Source organism: Bacillus sp. FJAT-27445, from assembly GCF_001510665.1.
Taxonomy (GTDB): Bacteria; Bacillota; Bacilli; order Bacillales; family Cytobacillaceae; genus Bacillus_D.
The window spans coordinates 329,123-345,680 of record NZ_LMTI01000005.1 but is presented as its reverse complement, the minus strand read 5'-3'; the positions used below and the strand labels follow the sequence as shown (position 1 = coordinate 345,680).

Sequence of the window (16,558 nt, the reverse complement as noted above, 5' to 3'; positions counted from 1 at the left end):
CAGAGTAACTGCTCCACCCGGGGTATTTTTCTCCGAGGCCGGTCACAACAACAAATCCATAACTACTATTAAAAAACAGCCTCCTTATCCTTCTCAGCAAATTCACTTGCTTGGTTCACTTGCCGCAGAACCGTTTTCGATTATCCAAGAGAGGATCGTAGTGCTGTCCCTGACATTTTTCTCCTTAATGGCGGTTAACAGCTTTCTTGTACCTTCTTCATTCGTTAATTGCTGAAAAGACTCAAAAATAGTTTCAGGTTTATTGAAACCGCCATCCGGGCATTCGACAAGGCCATCCGTCGTCAAAAGGATATGATTTCTTCCGCTCCTAAGCTCTTTGCGGCCGATACTGTAACAGGGAACCTGCAACTCGAAAGTGTTGACTTTACCAACCCATTCAAAAAAGCTTCGATGGTTTTGCTGATACTCCTTCAAGGCAGCTAACTCGGGATGATACAAATGGAGAAGACAGTCTCCTATTGAAAACCACCAGAGAAAATTTTCTTTACGGACCGCAATCAGGCATGCTGTCTCACCCCGAAGCTCCCTGCATCTTTTTCTAAAATCCTCATCTGTAAAGAGGGAAAGGATCCGCTTTTCCAATTCCTCAAAGGACTTTTTTACCGGAAGCCGCAAAATATTCTTTATCTCTTCCTTTTGTTTTTCGAATTCACTCGCAACCAATTCCGCACTATCGGCTGTACTGTGTGCATCAAGAAGGACTGCAAACTCATAGCCTTTTTCCCCGTCAGTCCAAATGACGCATCCGTCTTCATTCTTAAGCTGGCCAGCGGTTGAATTGCCGCCAAATCGCCCCAATACAATTGGCCCGACTGTCTTGGTGCTGATTTCATCCACAAAATTCTTATGGCAGCCAACCCAGGTATATTCAGCCTTCATCTCTTTTCTCCAAAAACGTTCCAATACGCCGGCAAACTTCATTAACATCAATGTCATCACCCATCCGGGCTGTTGGTGAATCGTACACCGCAAAAGGTCCCCAATACTCTTCCGGTGTGCCAGGGTACCTTGCGACCAGGTGCATATGAAGATGCGGAACGGCATTTCCGGAAACCACAGCATAAATATGCTCGGCCCCTTCAGTTTCCTTCAACGCCTTGCTCACCCTGGACATAATAAACCCGAATGCCTTCGCTTCTTCCGGCTCCATTTCAGCCAGCGTTGGCACATGCCTTTTTAAATCAATCATAATGTGGCCAAGGTAATTTGGTTTCCCATTGCTGTCGATATGCCCAACGTAGACAAAGTCATCTTCATAAATCATTTCCCCAACAGTTTGAATCAAGCCTTTATGCTTTTTACAAATAAAGCAATCCCCAGACATGAAACTTCCCCCTTCATTCTTTTTAAAAATAAAAAAACCTGCCGCTCGTAAAGAGACGACAAGCTTCCGCTTCCGTGTTTCCACTCTTCTTGGTTTGCAGCAAATTGAAACAAACCTTCTCAAGACTCGATTACGGGAGTTAACCGTCCAGGCTTTAATGTCAGCCTGACCGCTCAAAGGCGAGTTCGGGAATTGTATTGACTGCTTTTCACCGGCCAGCAGCTCTCTGACAATAAGGGATTCCCTACTTTTCCTCATCATTGCGTTATGGATATGGAAAACTTTCACTTATCTTACTGTTAACTCAACATTCTGTCAATTAGTTCCCACTTTCATTTTATAGATGAATTGTACTCCCCTTTTATCAATGAATACATATATGTATCATGCGCGGCTTCTCCCTGGACCATATAATCCCGCAAAATCCCTTCCCTTTGAAAGCCTGCTTTGATCAGCAGATTATTGGAAGCTTCATTTTCGAGGAAAACTACAGCTCCGATCCGGTTAAGATCCATCTTCTTAAACCCATGGGAAATGACTTTCTCCAATGCCTCTGAAACATACCCCTTCCTCCAATGGCCGGGATGGAGTTCATAGCCGATTTCCGCGCGCTTATGCTTCGGGCTCCAGGCATTAAAGCCTATAGTTCCAATGATTCCCACTGTCTCTTTTCGCTCGATTCCCCAGCGGATGCCTCTTTTCTCATGATAATTTTTATTAAAAAAATCAACGAAACTTTCAGCCTGATCAATCGTTTTCAAGCGCTCTTGCCCGTAAAAACGGATAACATGTTCATTTGAAAAGCAGGCAAAAATGCCAGCAGCGTCCTCTTTTACAATTTCCCTTAAAATAAGTCTCTCCGTCTCCAATACGGGAAACATAGTCCCAGCCCCTCTCTTTTTCCCTTCGAATAATCTTTTTTTCTTTACTCTTGCACCCTGATAAGTCGAGCAGATAACCATTTGATTAAACATTACCACACGAAATCTTCAACATTCCATTAATTCCCTCCGTTAATTTTCGTGGTTGTCTGCACCCTATACCTATACAAGAAAATTTGGGGTGATTTTGCCATGATCAATAAATATCTACTGGCGGGCGGAATCGTTGCTGTCGCAGTGCTTGCTGGGGGGGTACTCTTTCTCGATAACGGCGAGACGAACCGGCAAGGTCCTGCCCGAAGCCAGATTAGCCAAGGCTTGCAGCAGATTCATCAGCGCGATGGGCATATGCTTAGGGTTACCGAGTATGACAACGTCTGGAACGGCGGTGAGACAAAACGGTTCCTTGATACTAATCCTTCTATTCAAAAGATTTATCACAATGAAAAAGACACAAGCCATTATGTGGACAATGAGGCTGTCGTCGATTTCGCCGGCCACCCTTCAACACAGGAGATAGCCCGTATAGCGGCCGACATTGACGGAGAACTAATGAAGCAATTTAACTCCACCTATATTTTTAAATCAAGAACAATGAATGCCGAGAAGCTGATTGACTATTTTCGTAAAAGGGACGATGTCGAGTTTGCCGAGCATCATTACATCCTAATGCAAAATGCCGTTCCTGTTCCTAATGATGTATTTTACCGTGAACAATACCAATGGAACCTGCCGGTGATTGGCACGGAGAATGGCTGGGCGATTTCGCGGGGTTCGAAAAAAATTACTATCGCCATCGTTGATACCGGGGTAGATTTGGACCATCCCGATTTAAAAAACCGGCTTGTCCAGGGCTACAATGTGCTGGAGGATAACGATAATCCCGATGATGACAATGGGCATGGGACCCATGTTGCAGGCATTATCGCCTCTGAAACAAACAACGGGAGGGGCGTAGCCGGGATTACATGGTACAACAAAATCATGCCGGTAAAAGCAATGGGCAGCAAAGGGTACGGAACTACGTTTGATATTGCCAAGGGAATTTACTGGGCCGTTGACAATGGAGCAAAGGTAATTAATTTAAGCCTCGGGAATTACCAGTCGTCGCGAGCCCTGAAGGAAGCCATCGATTATGCGTATCAGCGCGATGTCGTCCTTGTAGCCGCCGCTGGCAATGACAACTCCGGGCAGCCGACCTATCCGGCTTCCTATCCACAGGTGCTTGCCGTTTCCGCTGTCGATCACGAGGGAAGAAAGGCGGAATTTTCAAATCATGGGACCTATGTCGATGTGGCCGCGCCAGGAGTCTACATCCCGAGCACCTATTTCCGCAAACAGTATGCGGCGCTTTCCGGTACCTCGATGGCTTCCCCTCATGTCGCGGGGCTTGCCGGTCTGATTCGCTCCGAGAATCCAAAACTCACCAACAAGCAGGTCGCCCGGATCATCAAAAGGTCAGCGTCGGACCTAGGCATTCGCGGCCGGGACGCACAATTCGGGAACGGAATGATTGATGTAAACCGGGCCCTCCAACAGGCGAGAGACACGAAAAACCAGCCTCGCCGCGAAAGTCCAGGAACCAAGTTGCTCGATTATTTGAAACGATAAGATTAATGCCCGCCTTGTGCGGGTTTATTTTGTCACTATTTGAATATTTAAAATAGTTAAATAACTATACATAATTACTATAACCATGTTGTATAATTTAAATGTAAAAATTAATAAAAAGGAGGTGTTTGTTATGAAATATGGGACTCTCTTTCTTAAATTAGCAGCACTCTATTTTTTAGTGGGAGTCGGCATGGGGCTTACAATGGAAATCATCGGCGATCATAGTCTGATGGGGGCGCATGCCCATATTAACCTTGTCGGCTGGGCTTCAATGGCTCTTTTTGGAGTCATTTACGTTCTTTTCCCGAAAGCAGGTGATTCGCTGCTGGCAAAACTTCATTTTTGGCTTTATAATATCTCATTACCCTTATTCATGCTTGGCTTGTCATTCTTGCTTTTGGGAAATGAATCGCTCCTTATCCTGCTGCAAATTTTCCCTAACATCCTCGTTCTTTCCGTCCTGCTCTTTGTCATCAACGTATTCCAAAATGTAAAAGCTGCCGATGTCACGCACCTATTGAACAGGGACCGAAACGCATCCATGTAAATAAAAAGTAGTGCCTGTCTTATATGACAGCGCACTACTTTTTTGCTTTTTATAAAAAGAGCTGCTCTACCCAGTAATGCCCTGGGTTTTTTCCTGGAAATAGTTTGCTCTCGACGGCGTGATGATGGTCGCGAAAAGGGTGGCCGATAGGATTCCACCAACAATGGAGAATGCGATGCAAACAAATTGGATGGTAAACCATTCCGCAAAGAAACCAACCATTAAGGTCAACCCAATCTGGATTACCCCTTGCGCCATATCGGCAACGCTTGCAAATCTTCCCATGAGTTCGACAGGCACTTTATTCTGGAAGAAGGTTGCATAGCCAGTTGTTGCAAAAGCCATGAAAAATCCTAAGAAGACAAAGGCGGCGGTTGCTGTCAGGAAATTGAAGGATGAGTAAAAAGCAAGATAACCCACCGAACTTAATAGCATTCCCCCGCCAAGATAGAATTTAAGGGGAATCTTTTTCGTAACCATGGCTGCAACGGACGATCCTGCCAAGGCCCCGATACCTGTTATACTTACGATCAAACCATAATCCCGGGTCGACAGGCCGAGCGTTTTTTTAATAAACGTCACCTCTTGCGGATCCAAAGCGAACCCGATTAGCGTTGCTCCCTGGTACAGTAAATAAACCACAATGAAAAATTTGGCCCCTACAACAAAATTGCGAACTGCCTTCCAGTCCTCAATCAATGTCTTTAGGCTGATTGGTTCCCTCGCACCTGTTTTCGCTTCGTCCACATTAGGAAGCAAGTAAATAAAAAACGCGCAAATGATAAAGGATACCGCGTTGATTATGATACAAATGTCAGTTCCAGCAACCATAATGAGGGCCCCAGCAATTGCTGGCCCGAGCAGGAACGCGCCAGATGCTGTCATGCTCATAATGGAATTGAAGCGTTTCCGATTTTCCTGAGGCACCAGTTTTGTTATGTAGACGGTTGAGCTTGGCCCGAAAAACGCCCCAGCGATATTAATCAAAAGCATCGTAAAGTAAATAAACCAAAGTGAATCTATAAAAGGGATAATAAAGACCAATAACCCCCGAATGATATCGGTTGCAATCATTAGCTTTCTCTTGTTAACTCGGTCGATGACACTGCCTGACCATGTATTCGTGATCAACACCGCGATTGGCCTAATAATGTATAGGCCAGCAACCGCTGCAGCCGATCCCGTTAAATCCAGAACTGAGATATTCAGGGCAATTAAATAGATCCAACTGCCCAAATACGATACCCCAATTCCAGTTAGCAACAGAATCGGATTTTTCCAAGAACTCATTGGCTCACCCTTTTCCTTCCATTTTTTCCATAATACCATTTTTGAAAAATTTAAAAAAGGAGCTTTCGCTTCAAGCTAACCGAGTACAGCCACCCCGCCCGAAATTTTCCCAACATGAAAATCAGAGTGAAGCAGGGGACGTATCCTTTGCTTCATTTTCTCGACTGCATACACAAAATAAAAAGCCGCCATTTCGGCAGCCTTTACAAGTTGAAGCTATTCAGCTATTCCTTGATGATTTTCATTTCCTTTAACGGCCAATAGACAACCTTTGTCGTCCCGACCACATTCTCGATTGGAATTGCGCCGATATGCCTGCTGTCCTTGCTGTTCCTTCTGTTATCGCCCATAACGAACAAATGACCCTTCGGAACAACCATAGTACCGACAGCCGTATCCTCAAGCTTGAACGAATCCGTAAGCGGGCCAATAGGATTTTCCTTTTTAAACTGCTCCAGGTATGGCTCTTCATACGGCTTGCCATTTACGAATAGCATATCATCCTTATACTCGATGTGGTCCCCAGGCAAACCTATGATCCGCTTTATATAATCCTCGCGGTCGTTTGCGTGGAAAACGACGATGTCAAATCTCTTAAGTTCACCAATTTTTGTGACAATCATCCGATCGTGATCTTGAAGGGTGGGATTCATGGACGCCCCATCAACCTCAATCGGGGTCAGGAGAAATGTCCGAGTCAAAAAAGCTATAAGTATGGCAATAAAGATTGCTTTTATCCATCCAAGAATCTCTTCTCTATTATTCTCCATTCTTTTCATCCTCTCCACATGTAATTTGGCAGCCTTTTTTAAATTCTATGGCACATCTTGGGGGATAATTCAAGTTATAAATTACTGCGCAGTCCTTATTCAGGAAGCGTTTCATACGCCATTTTCCCAATAATCTCTAGGTGCTGAGGATAGTCCTTCAGCAGTTCTTCCTGCGTGAAAAGCTCAAAGTCCTTGTATTCAAATCCAGGAGAAACCATGCAGCCTACAAGCGCATACTTTCCATCACCCAAAACAGAGGAACCAAAAATCGTATTTTTCGGCACCAATAGCTGGGGAACTTCTCCCTTCTCCAAATCGAGCCCCAACAAAACTTCCTCATACTCGCCATTTTCGTGGATCATATGTACCGATAGCGAATCTCCCGCATGGAAATACCATAGCTCATCCGATTTCAGCCGGTGGAAATGCGAAACCTCACCCGATCGGAGCAAAAAGTAAATGCTCGTATAAAGCGCCCGATCCTTGCCAGGCACTTCCTCATCCGACCTGTACGTCTGTTTAAAATATCCACCCTCTGCATGTGGTTCAAGTTCCAACCGGGAAACCCAGTATTCCGCCGTGTGTTTGTCCATTTGTTCAGCTCCTAAATCGTCAATCTTGCTTCCCTATTATTTTGGCACATCTATTCCCCAAAACACAAATTAAACTGGGAACTTTTTTGTAATACGAACTTGACCATTTTTAAAAAGGGCATGCGCTCCGCAGACCCTTGGCCAACATCAATGGCCCACATACGCATCATCGATGTGCTTGACATGTTTATGGTTCAGTACAAAAAAACAACCGACAGCATCACAAACGCCTCTCCGACGAAGAAAGGCATGCTTGAATTGAACCATTCGGCAAGCTTTCCGGCAAAGAAATGAGCGATTCCCCCGCCAATAAACCGGAAAACCTGGCAACGTGGTCGGACGGCGAAAAGGAATTATTCGCTAAGCCGCTCATGAAATACAACCACCCGTTTAAAACGAAATAGTACGTGATGAATTTTAAAGACCGTACCTCCCTTCATTTCCAGGAGGACCGGTCTTTAGGGATGATCTTTTGACCGGTTCGGCTGCAATTCTCCTAGCCATCGGGCTTTAGAGAAGGTCTATTGACAGATTTAGTAGCAAATCTTTAGGCTATCGGTCTTTAGCATTAGGAATAAATTCTGATCCGTCCCCTGCTTTCATGGGAGTTTTTTTTCTCCGGTTTCTGCTAGCACTTCCCTAGCAGACTGCTATCGATTCCCTGCAATTTCACCCGTTTACCCTGCAATTTCATTTGTTTACCCTCCAATTTCATTTGTTTACCCTGCAATTTCACCCATTTATCCGGTATTTCACCAGCTTTATCCGTAAATTCTTAATGATTCCCGGAAATTTATTATTGCGCCGCACTTCATCAAACCCATCAAGACCGTTTCACTTATTTTCTCCAAGCGAAACGGTCTTGATCTTTTGGCATTCACTTGTCTTCTGGCATTTCGTCAGTCTGTTGCCCTACCTATCCAAAAAAACCTCGCTCCGGTGCCAAATCTCCATTCCGCTTTAATTTCCCCCAGCCAACCCGGGTTCCCTTAAGCGCGACAATCAGGGATTTCCATGTAACCCAGAGCAATAAGTAACGATAAACAATTCTTTGCAGAATCATGGTCACTAACGGTTTCGTGCTTATTTTCTCAAGCCTGAAGGCAACTATACTGACTAGCAGATCAATGAAGAAATACGTACCGAAAATAAGCAAGGAGGACCTCACATCGCCGGTTGCAAGTTTTACGATAAACAGCACGTCTATAGTGGGCGCTAAGAACGGGATAATCAACTGGACCAGCAGCATATTCGGCATAGCAAGGAATCCGAGTGTTTTATGTTTCCTTCCCGCAAAAGCTTTCTTATGCTTCCAGAAGCATTGCAATGTACCGAATGTCCACCTGAAACGCTGTTTGAGGAAATCACGGATGGTTTTAGGTGCTTCGGTATAGGCTAAAGCCTTTTCTTCAATCGCTACTTTATAGCCGTTACGAAGAATTTTTAAGGTCATATCCGTATCTTCAGCCAGAGTATCATCTGAAAAATAGCCCAGCTTTTCAACCACCTGTTTTCTCCAGGCACCGATTGCTCCTGGAACAACTGTAAGACAATTTTGCGTGGCAAATGCACGTTTTTCAATATTGAATCCGGTGACATACTCGATGTGCTGCCAGTTGGTTAGCAAATTCCGCCTGTTTCCAACCCGTACATTTCCTGATACCGCCGCTATCTGCCCTTCCTCAAAGTGGCGTACGAGAAGCGAAATTGCTTCAGGGGCCACACTTGTATCGGCATCCACAACAATCAGGATATCCCCCTTTGCCCTCCTCGCTCCTTCATTGAGGGCTAATGCTTTTCCGCCATTTTTTTTATGTACTAAATGAACATTTTCATGTTCAGAAAAATTCTCTATTACTGTAAGAGATGTCTCATCCTTTGATCCGTCATCGATGACGATGATTTCAAGATTTGGATAATCGCTTTTCATGATGGACTGAATCGTCTTCTTTATTACTTTTTCTTCATTAAATGCTGGAATTAAGACACTCACCATAGGAGTGAAGTTTTCTCCATGGCGTGCTTGCCGTACTTGTCTTTTATGTTTTAAAGCTAAAAAGCCTAAAATTAAAAGCCGAAGAGCCAGAACCATCATTACACTAATCAGCAACATCACGGTCATTGCTTTGAAATTGGCGATGCCCAAAAGCACTTGTTTTGAGCTATGGACTATCGGTTTTTCCACATCCGCGACCAGGGGCATGACCTTGTCTTTACTTTGATTCATCAGCTCACTGACTGTTGTAAAAGTATATCCCTTGCTCTTCAATTGTTCAATGATGATTGGCAGGGCTTCAACTGTTGCCTGCCTGTCCCCGCCTCCGTCATGGAGCAAAATAATATCGCCTTCGGAAGCCTGTTTCAGTACGGTCTCCACAATCGCATCCCTGTCACGGAGCTCCCAGTCCCTTGAATCAACATCATAATTTACAGTTATATAGCCCATTTCCGTCACATTCTTCATTTGTTCAAAATGCTTAGGAAAATACTTTGCCTCTTCATCTCCCAAAGGAGAACGGTATAGCACGGTAGTATGGCCAGTAATCCCCTGGATCACTCGCTGGGTGCTATTTAATTCGAATTTCAGCTTTTCCTCAGACATATCCTTTGTATTTGGATGTGTAAACGTATGGCTTCCAATCTCATGGCCATCCTTAGCCATCTGTTTCACGATGTCCTGATGGAGGGCAGCATTTTTACCAATCAGAAAGAACGTTGCCGGGACTCTTTGTTCTTTCAGGATTTTCAGGATTTTTTCCGTATATTCAGGGGTCGGCCCATCATCAAACGTCAAGACGATTTCCTTTTCCTTCATTTTGCTTAAACGCTCAAACTCGTATGCTTTCGGAATGGAGGTATAGGTTTCATTCGTTATGAAGCCAGCTTCATTAAACAAAAAGCTGCGCTCGCCATCCTCCCTGTTCTCTGAGGACCTGAAGACGTTCCCTTCCCCTTTGCTATAAATATTTCCGCCATTTTTAACCGTTTGTATTTCTTCAAGGTTATTCCCTTTAAGGATATCCCACATCGAAGGATCCTCTGCTCCGAGCCTCCAAAGGGCAATCCCTTTTGCGCCTGCCTCTTCGGTAATTTTCAGCTGATTGTAGAAGGTTGCGCTGTCAAGAAACCATACTTCATGAACTTTACCTTCCTTCGTATATTTCATATATGGGTTCTGGCTCATATCATCCCACTGGATGTCCAAACCCGCTTTCTCGGCGAGCCTTATGACATCATCAAAGGAAACCACTTCCCCCGGGTCCTGGCTTTCCCAATCCCAGTCATACCCGTAATTGCCCAGAGCGACGATGAGCTTGTCCTTTGGCAATTTAGCGAGGATGCTTTCAAACCAGGATGTGGAAGCAACCGGGCCTGGTCTGTTTACATTCTCATCGTAGGCCATCACAATCATCTGGTCCAAATGGTTTTCTAGCTGCTGATAATCATACGCTTCATTCGCAGCGGGGACATCCATTGAAACGGTGAGCCCGTCTGCATGAAATACTTCGTACAGTTCCTTCATAAACTGGGTAAGTTCATCACGTGTGCTCTTGTCCAGATTCTCAAAGTCAATATTGATGCCGTCAAAATGATTTTTTTTAATTTGATTATGTAGATTTTTTATCAGTTTCATCCGTTCCCCAGGTGAATTTAACAGGGTATTTATCGTCTCCTGGTTCCACTTGCCATCCTGTATGTTATGTATCAATGGGGTAATTTTTATATCCTTCTCCTTCGCAAGCTTAACGATTTCAGGATCGATATCGCTCTCTATCTCAAGGTCTTCGTTGATGCTCAGCCATTGAGGGATCAATACATCGATTTCATCAATATTATCCCTTAACGATTGTTCACTGTTGCTGTCCCAATTCACATAGAAGGCGTATACTTCTTTGTTATACCTGACTCCCTGACTAAGAAAACTTTCATTGTTATCGGGCGATGCGGGCTGGTGAGCCGTCATTGTTACCGATGGTGTAATATCCTTAAATTCATCGGTTACCTTAGTTTCCAGCTTCGGTATCACTGGATTAAAATAAAGCCCCAGGCCGGAAAAAAAGACTGCAAGCGCGAACAGGGCGGCAACTAAAGCACCCAAAAAGACCATTACATTCCAGCGTTTACTTGATTCGCTTTCAAAAATGAAATCTTTATTCTTGAAATCACTATTTAAATCCATGTTTCTATTTTTATTCCATTTGAGATGAAATCTTTTCCTCATTTTATTAACCTGCCTCAAAATCATTTTGTCCCTAAAGGTCCGATTACAGTGAAACTTGCCGCTGTGCGTTTCAGCGGCTTAGTTGGACTGTCTTTTCAATGTAACCGTATCAACCGTACCATTGAAATTTAAATCATTGATATATGCTGATTTATTCATTTTTACTAAACAGGGAATTCTAGCTATGCAAAAGGACCTAAAGATGATCAGCTTTTTTTAATCCACGTAATTCCCCTTGGTACTTTTGTAACACAACCCATGAATTCTCCTGATCCATCAAGCCTTTAGTTACATGGAAATAACGTTTTAAAACTTCTGAAAATCTCTTTTTCAAATAAAATCATCTCTTCTTAACATTTGGTTAACAAACTATTAATATGGCAGAAAAATTTTTAACGATAAAAAGGACCTATCTCCCAGGAATTTTTCACTAGCAATGACCATTATTCCGCAATATTTCGGTTCAACTAGTCATTTTGTCGAATAACATTAAGTTTTTTCAAGTGATACAATGAACCCAGAGTGCCACAAAGGAAGTGTATGAATGGAAAAGGAAAACAAAGCTCCACGAATTAACAAAAGAAAAAAGGGTTTTCGAGTTACACTCGCCATCATCTTGCTTTTATTTGCAGGCGCGGCTGTGTACGGATATTCAGTTTATCAATCGATCGCCACTACACTAAAAAGCACACATGAACCCCTGGATAGATCAAAAACAGTTCATCGGAAAATTGATTTGGATAAGGGTGAGCCCATCTCGATCTTATTATTAGGAGTAGACCAGCGAGATGGCGACCGTGGACGCCCAGATTCACTCATGCTGTTAACGTTAAACTCCGATGACGAGTCGATTAAAATGGTCAGCATTCCTCGTGATACATATGCCAAAATCAGTGGAAAAGGAGTAGAGGATAAAATCAATCATGCCTATACATACGGCGGAGTGGATATGAGCGTTAAAACGATTGAAAATTTCCTCAATGTCCCAGTCGATTATTTCATCGCGGTAAATACGAATGGTTTCCAGGAACTTGTCGATACTGTTGGTGGCGTAACAGTGAATAACAAACTCGATTTTTCATACGGCAAGTTTCACTTTCCAGTTGGCCAACTGCATTTGAATGGAGAAGAGGCCCTCAAATTCACGCAAATGCGCCATTTAGATCCAAATAGCGATTTTGGCCGTCAGGAACGGCAACAGAAAGTCATTCAGGCATTGATTAAGGAAGCTTCACACGTAAAAACACTAACAAACTATCGAAGTATTTTAGAGGTTATCGGAAAGAACGTAAAAACCAATTTAACATTCAATGAAATTAAGAATATCCAAGCAAACTATTCAAATGCTAGAAATAACATTGAGAGAATCCAGATAAGCGGAAACGATATGAAAAAAAATGGAGTCTATTATTTTAATGTACCTAATGAAGAACGGAAAAAGCTGTCACAGATGCTTAATGAACATTTGAAAATTGAACCGAGCACGAAAAGCGCAAGTGATGAAAAAAACAGCCATGCCCTTGGACTCTAAGGTGCATGGCTTTTTCATTGAATCCACCAAACAGCAGGTCCATTAAAATAATCTTGGAATTTTGATAAAAACTTAATTAAAAGAGGAGGACCCACCGGCCTCCTTATTAAATCTGGTTATTTAAACGCCTCTTTTACTTCCTCTATGACCCGGTCCTGTTCATCCGTTGTCATATTTGAGCCGGATGGCAGGCAAACACCGTTCGCAAATAAACTGGATGAGACGCAATTCCCTCGTTCATGCGGGTAATAGTTGACTCCATCGAATATTGGCTGCATATGGAGCGGTTTCCATACTGGTCGTGCTTCTATATTCTCTTCGGCAAGTCTGTTGATGAGATTCATAGGTGAAATGCCCGAGACATTCCGATCAAGTGTAAATGTCGTCAGCCACCGATTTGACCTGGTCATTTCCAGTTCTGGCATAAACTCTAGTCCTGGGATTCCTCCAAGGGCTTCAGCATATCTGTTGAAAACAGCCCTTCTTGCTTCAACCCGGTCATCAAGAACCTCGAGCTGGGCACGTCCAACCCCGGCAAGGATATTGCTCATCCGATAGTTAAAACCTACCTGGCTGTGCTGGTAATGAGGAGCAGGGTCACGCGCCTGCGTTGCCAAAAAGCGGGCTTTCTCCAATGCCTCTACATCGTCGGAAATAAGCATGCCTCCACCTGAAGTGGTGATGATTTTATTCCCATTAAACGAATAGATGCCAAATTTCCCAAAGCTTCCGCTTTTTTTCCCTTTATATAAGGATCCAAGAGATTCAGCTGCATCTTCAATGAACGGCACTCCGTATTCATCGCAGATTGCCGAAATTTCATCTATTTTAGCGCTTTGCCCATAAAGGTTTACAACGATTACCGCTTTTGGTAGGCGATTTGTTTTAGCAGCATCTTTAAAGGCTCTCTTCAATGCTTGTGGTGACATATTCCATGTATCGGGCTCAGAGTCAATAAAAACAGGCTCGGCTCCTTGGTAAAGAATCGGGTTTGCACTGGCCATAAAGGTCAGCGAGGAACAAAATACTCGGTCACCTCTGCCAATCTCCAAAAGTTCCAGCGCCAGATGGATTGCCGCTGTACCCGAACTGACCGCTGCCGCTCCATTCACGCCGGCATAAGCGGCAATATCCTCTTCAAAGGCATTTACATTTGGGCCCAAAGGGGCAATCCAGTTTGTTTCAAAAGCTTCCTGGATATAAGATTGCTCCCGGCCGCTCATGTGTGGTGAAGATAGATAGATTCTGTTTTGTTTTTGTTTTACGATCATCCAGATTCACACCCTAACTTTATTTATTGGCTTTGCCGGTGTTCCTGCTACGGTTTCAAAGTGGTTTACAGGATTAATGACAGTGGCTCCTGCACCAACCATGCACCAGTCCCCAATTCGGATGCCTGGAATCACAGTTGCTCCAACCCCGATCTGAGTTCCTTCCCCAACGCAAACCCCTCCTGTTAAAGCGGCATTCGGGGATACATGAGTATAATCTCGAAGAATAGTGTCATGTTCAATCACAGAACCAGTATTTAAGATTGCATGATTACCAACTGAAGCAGATGCGTTTACGATGCAATTAGGCATGATGACCGTCCCATTTCCAATCCTCGCCGACAAGCTGATCACCGCCGCTGGATGCGCAAGCACGGCATAGCGTTCCAGTGGCAATGATAGCTCCACGGAAATCTTTTTCCGTGCTTCATTGTCGCCTACCGCAATGATAAACATCATGCTTTCTTCACTTAGCGCAAGTTCGTTCGCGAGGAAAATCGGACCATAAAGTACCCCATCTTTTTTCTCTACATATTTATAGTTGTCATCTAGGCGCGCTGTGATTGTATAGTCATCCAATGAGAGAACAATATCTTCCACTACTTTGCTGTGCCCGCCCTGCCCAATGATGCATAGTTTTTTCAATGTTTTACCTCCGTTCCGATGATCCAGCAAATTTTTCAACGGTAGCAATCCCCTTCTGGTTAATCCCTTCGGATTTAACAACCTTGTAAAACGTCATAAACAAGATTTTCATATCGAGCCAAAAGGATTGGTTGTCAACATACCAGACATCAAGCGCAAACTTTTCCTCCCAGGAAATATCATTCCGCCCATTTACCTGGGCCCAGCCTGTAATTCCCGGGCGAACCTCATGCCGGCGCGCCTGATCCTCGGTATAGAGTTCGAGGTATTCCATCAATAGTGGACGGGGACCTACAAGGCTTAGATCCCCCTTCAATACATTTAGAAGCTGCGGCAATTCATCGAGGCTCCACTTTCGCAGCATCTTTCCAAACCCGGTTAGCCGGACATCATCCGGCAGCAGCGCCCCATTTCCCCCCCGCTCATCCGTCATCGTCCGGAATTTGTAGACATAAAAAGGATTGCCATGCAGGCCGGGACGCTGCTGCTTAAAGAGGACCGGAGATCCGAGCCTTATCCTGACCAGGAAGGCTGTAAGTAAAATTACCGGCCAAAGAAAGGCTAATCCAATGATTGCGCAAGTAAAATCAACTAATCGTTTCATCTATTTCACACCACTTACATCATTTACGATAAAGGTTTCAAGGCTGTCAGCAAGCTTTCCCCAACAATAATTCTGCTCCGCGTATTTTTTGAGCTGGTTTCCTTCCCGCTCCAATACCTTTGTGTTCCGGTAATGCCCCTCGAGCCAGCGTGCCGTTTCCCCTATATCATTGTTCACATAGATACCCGTTTGTCCGCTTAATGAACCGATTAAATCCGGTTCAGTGATCATGATAATTGGAAGGCCCGCTGCCATATAGTCATACATCTTGTTCATGCTGAAGCCCCAATAATAAAGAGGCGAGTCCATGATGGAGAGAATCCCCATCTGCGCCTTGCTTAACAAGTATGGAATTTCTGTTTTAGGAACAGGATCGTGAAACGTGATATTTCGAATCCCTTCCTGTTCTGCTTTATCCATAAGCTTGCCTTTTTCCGCGCCATTTCCGACAAGCAGCAAATGAAAATCCGGATTGTTTTTTAATAGGGCAAATAGATCAATTATTGGTTCAAGGTCATTAGCTATACCATGCGAGCCCGCATAGACAATGACAAATTTGTTTTTCAGCTTACTGAACAGCCTGTCTATCTCCACTGATTTTTCCAACTGATCGTATGTTGAGAGGTTCACGCCATTTGGCAAGTAGATGACCTTATTGGGGTTAATCCCTCTCGCTTGTATGTAATACTTTGCTTTATCAAAGAGGACGATAATGCGGTCCGCCTTTTTATATAAAAAGCTTTCGAGCCGGTACAGTGCGATTGCCACTGGATTCCCTGGAGACAGTTTCCCAAAGTCCACGAAGGTTTGAGGCCATAAATCCCGTTCCTCAAAATAGAACTTACATCCGGCTTTTTTGGCAATCAGATAGCCTACAATCGCTGCGAGTGGATGGACGCTTGAGCCAATGACAATATCAGGCTTTTCCCTTCTGCAAGCCGCTTTTCCAATTTTATGGCTTTTCCACGTGTAGCTTAGGATGTTTTTCACTCTTCCCGCCATACTTTCATATGGAGGAGTATGGATCCAAACATACTTTACTCCATCAATCATTTCTGATTTGTATTCGCTCTTCTCTCCTTGAAAAACCATCTCTTTCTTTGAAAAATGATTAAAAGAAGATGCAAAGATTGTGACGTTGTATCCTTTATCAGAGAGATGCTTGGCTAAATCGTAGTGCCTTGTTCCGCCTACATGTGTAGGGGCGGTTGCATAGTGGTTAAATATCCAGATATTCACTCAGGC

15 protein-coding genes and 1 other annotated feature are annotated in these 16,558 nt (G+C 43.9%); of the genes, 3 read left to right on the top strand and 12 right to left on the bottom strand.

What is annotated here, in order from left to right; translation table 11 throughout:
- Positions 1–102: 102 nt before the first annotated feature.
- From AR337_RS16345 to AR337_RS16335, 3 genes are all read right to left on the bottom strand, one after another.
- On the bottom strand, positions 103–948 hold the full coding sequence (locus AR337_RS16345; protein WP_253701825.1) for a protein phosphatase 2C domain-containing protein: 846 nt from the start codon (positions 946–948) through the stop codon (positions 103–105).
- Complete coding sequence (locus AR337_RS16340; RefSeq protein WP_059173078.1) at positions 890–1,345, bottom strand: HIT family protein; 456 nt, start codon at positions 1,343–1,345, stop codon at positions 890–892. The genes AR337_RS16345 and AR337_RS16340 overlap by 59 nt, the downstream gene beginning before the upstream one ends.
- Before the next feature lie 48 nt (positions 1,346–1,393).
- Positions 1,394–1,615, bottom strand: a binding site (T-box leader).
- Between the two features lie 62 nt (positions 1,616–1,677).
- Positions 1,678–2,226: a GNAT family N-acetyltransferase gene (locus AR337_RS16335; protein WP_059173077.1), complete on the bottom strand. Its 549-nt coding sequence runs from the start codon at positions 2,224–2,226 to the stop codon at positions 1,678–1,680.
- Positions 2,227–2,418: 192 nt separating this feature from the next.
- Here AR337_RS16335 and AR337_RS16330 point away from each other — a divergent pair, with 192 nt between their 5' ends.
- Positions 2,419–3,837, top strand: a complete 1,419-nt coding sequence (locus tag AR337_RS16330) for a S8 family peptidase (protein WP_082687021.1) — start codon at positions 2,419–2,421, stop codon at positions 3,835–3,837.
- Between the two features lie 133 nt (positions 3,838–3,970).
- Positions 3,971–4,387, top strand: coding sequence for a hypothetical protein (locus tag AR337_RS16325; RefSeq protein ID WP_059173076.1), 417 nt, complete (start codon positions 3,971–3,973; stop codon positions 4,385–4,387).
- A 66-nt stretch (positions 4,388–4,453) separates the two neighbouring features.
- On the opposite strand, the gene AR337_RS16320 is transcribed toward AR337_RS16325, so the two are convergent.
- The 5 genes from AR337_RS16320 to AR337_RS16300 all read right to left on the bottom strand — a co-directional run bounded on the left by AR337_RS16320 (position 4,454) and on the right by AR337_RS16300 (position 11,262).
- Positions 4,454–5,677, bottom strand: a complete 1,224-nt coding sequence (locus tag AR337_RS16320) for an MFS transporter (RefSeq protein ID WP_059173075.1) — start codon at positions 5,675–5,677, stop codon at positions 4,454–4,456.
- 224 nt (positions 5,678–5,901) lie between these two features.
- Complete coding sequence (gene lepB, locus AR337_RS16315; RefSeq protein WP_059173074.1) at positions 5,902–6,447, bottom strand: signal peptidase I; 546 nt, start codon at positions 6,445–6,447, stop codon at positions 5,902–5,904.
- 95 nt (positions 6,448–6,542) lie between these two features.
- A complete protein-coding gene (locus AR337_RS16310) occupies positions 6,543–7,040 on the bottom strand; it encodes a cupin domain-containing protein (RefSeq protein ID WP_059173073.1) in 498 nt (165 codons plus the stop codon).
- Between the two features lie 220 nt (positions 7,041–7,260).
- Positions 7,261–7,413 carry a hypothetical protein gene (locus tag AR337_RS23270; RefSeq protein ID WP_156424429.1) on the bottom strand — a complete coding sequence of 51 codons (153 nt, stop codon included), beginning with the start codon at positions 7,411–7,413 and terminating at the stop codon, positions 7,261–7,263.
- A 543-nt stretch (positions 7,414–7,956) separates the two neighbouring features.
- Positions 7,957–11,262 (bottom strand): glycosyltransferase, encoded by a 3,306-nt coding sequence (locus AR337_RS16300; protein ID WP_172797561.1) that lies wholly within the window; start codon positions 11,260–11,262, stop codon positions 7,957–7,959.
- Between the two features lie 544 nt (positions 11,263–11,806).
- Between AR337_RS16300 and AR337_RS16295 the strand changes: the two genes are divergently transcribed.
- Entirely contained in the window at positions 11,807–12,793 is a 987-nt protein-coding gene (locus AR337_RS16295; RefSeq protein WP_059173070.1) for an LCP family protein, read from the top strand.
- Positions 12,794–12,909: 116 nt separating this feature from the next.
- Here AR337_RS16295 and AR337_RS16290 read toward each other — a convergent pair whose 3' ends face one another.
- Genes AR337_RS16290 through AR337_RS16275 form a run of 4 tightly spaced genes read right to left on the bottom strand, consistent with a single transcriptional unit; the run spans position 12,910 to position 16,552 of the window.
- Complete coding sequence (locus tag AR337_RS16290; RefSeq protein WP_059173069.1) at positions 12,910–14,064, bottom strand: DegT/DnrJ/EryC1/StrS aminotransferase family protein; 1,155 nt, start codon at positions 14,062–14,064, stop codon at positions 12,910–12,912.
- Between the two features lie 6 nt (positions 14,065–14,070).
- Positions 14,071–14,748: an acetyltransferase gene (locus AR337_RS16285; RefSeq protein WP_253701819.1), complete on the bottom strand. Its 678-nt coding sequence runs from the start codon at positions 14,746–14,748 to the stop codon at positions 14,071–14,073.
- Complete coding sequence (locus AR337_RS16280) at positions 14,714–15,313, bottom strand: sugar transferase (RefSeq protein WP_059173068.1); 600 nt, start codon at positions 15,311–15,313, stop codon at positions 14,714–14,716. The genes AR337_RS16285 and AR337_RS16280 overlap by 35 nt, the downstream gene beginning before the upstream one ends.
- Positions 15,314–16,552 carry a glycosyltransferase family 4 protein gene (locus AR337_RS16275; protein ID WP_059173067.1) on the bottom strand — a complete coding sequence of 413 codons (1,239 nt, stop codon included), beginning with the start codon at positions 16,550–16,552 and terminating at the stop codon, positions 15,314–15,316.
- Positions 16,553–16,558: the final 6 nt, after the last annotated feature.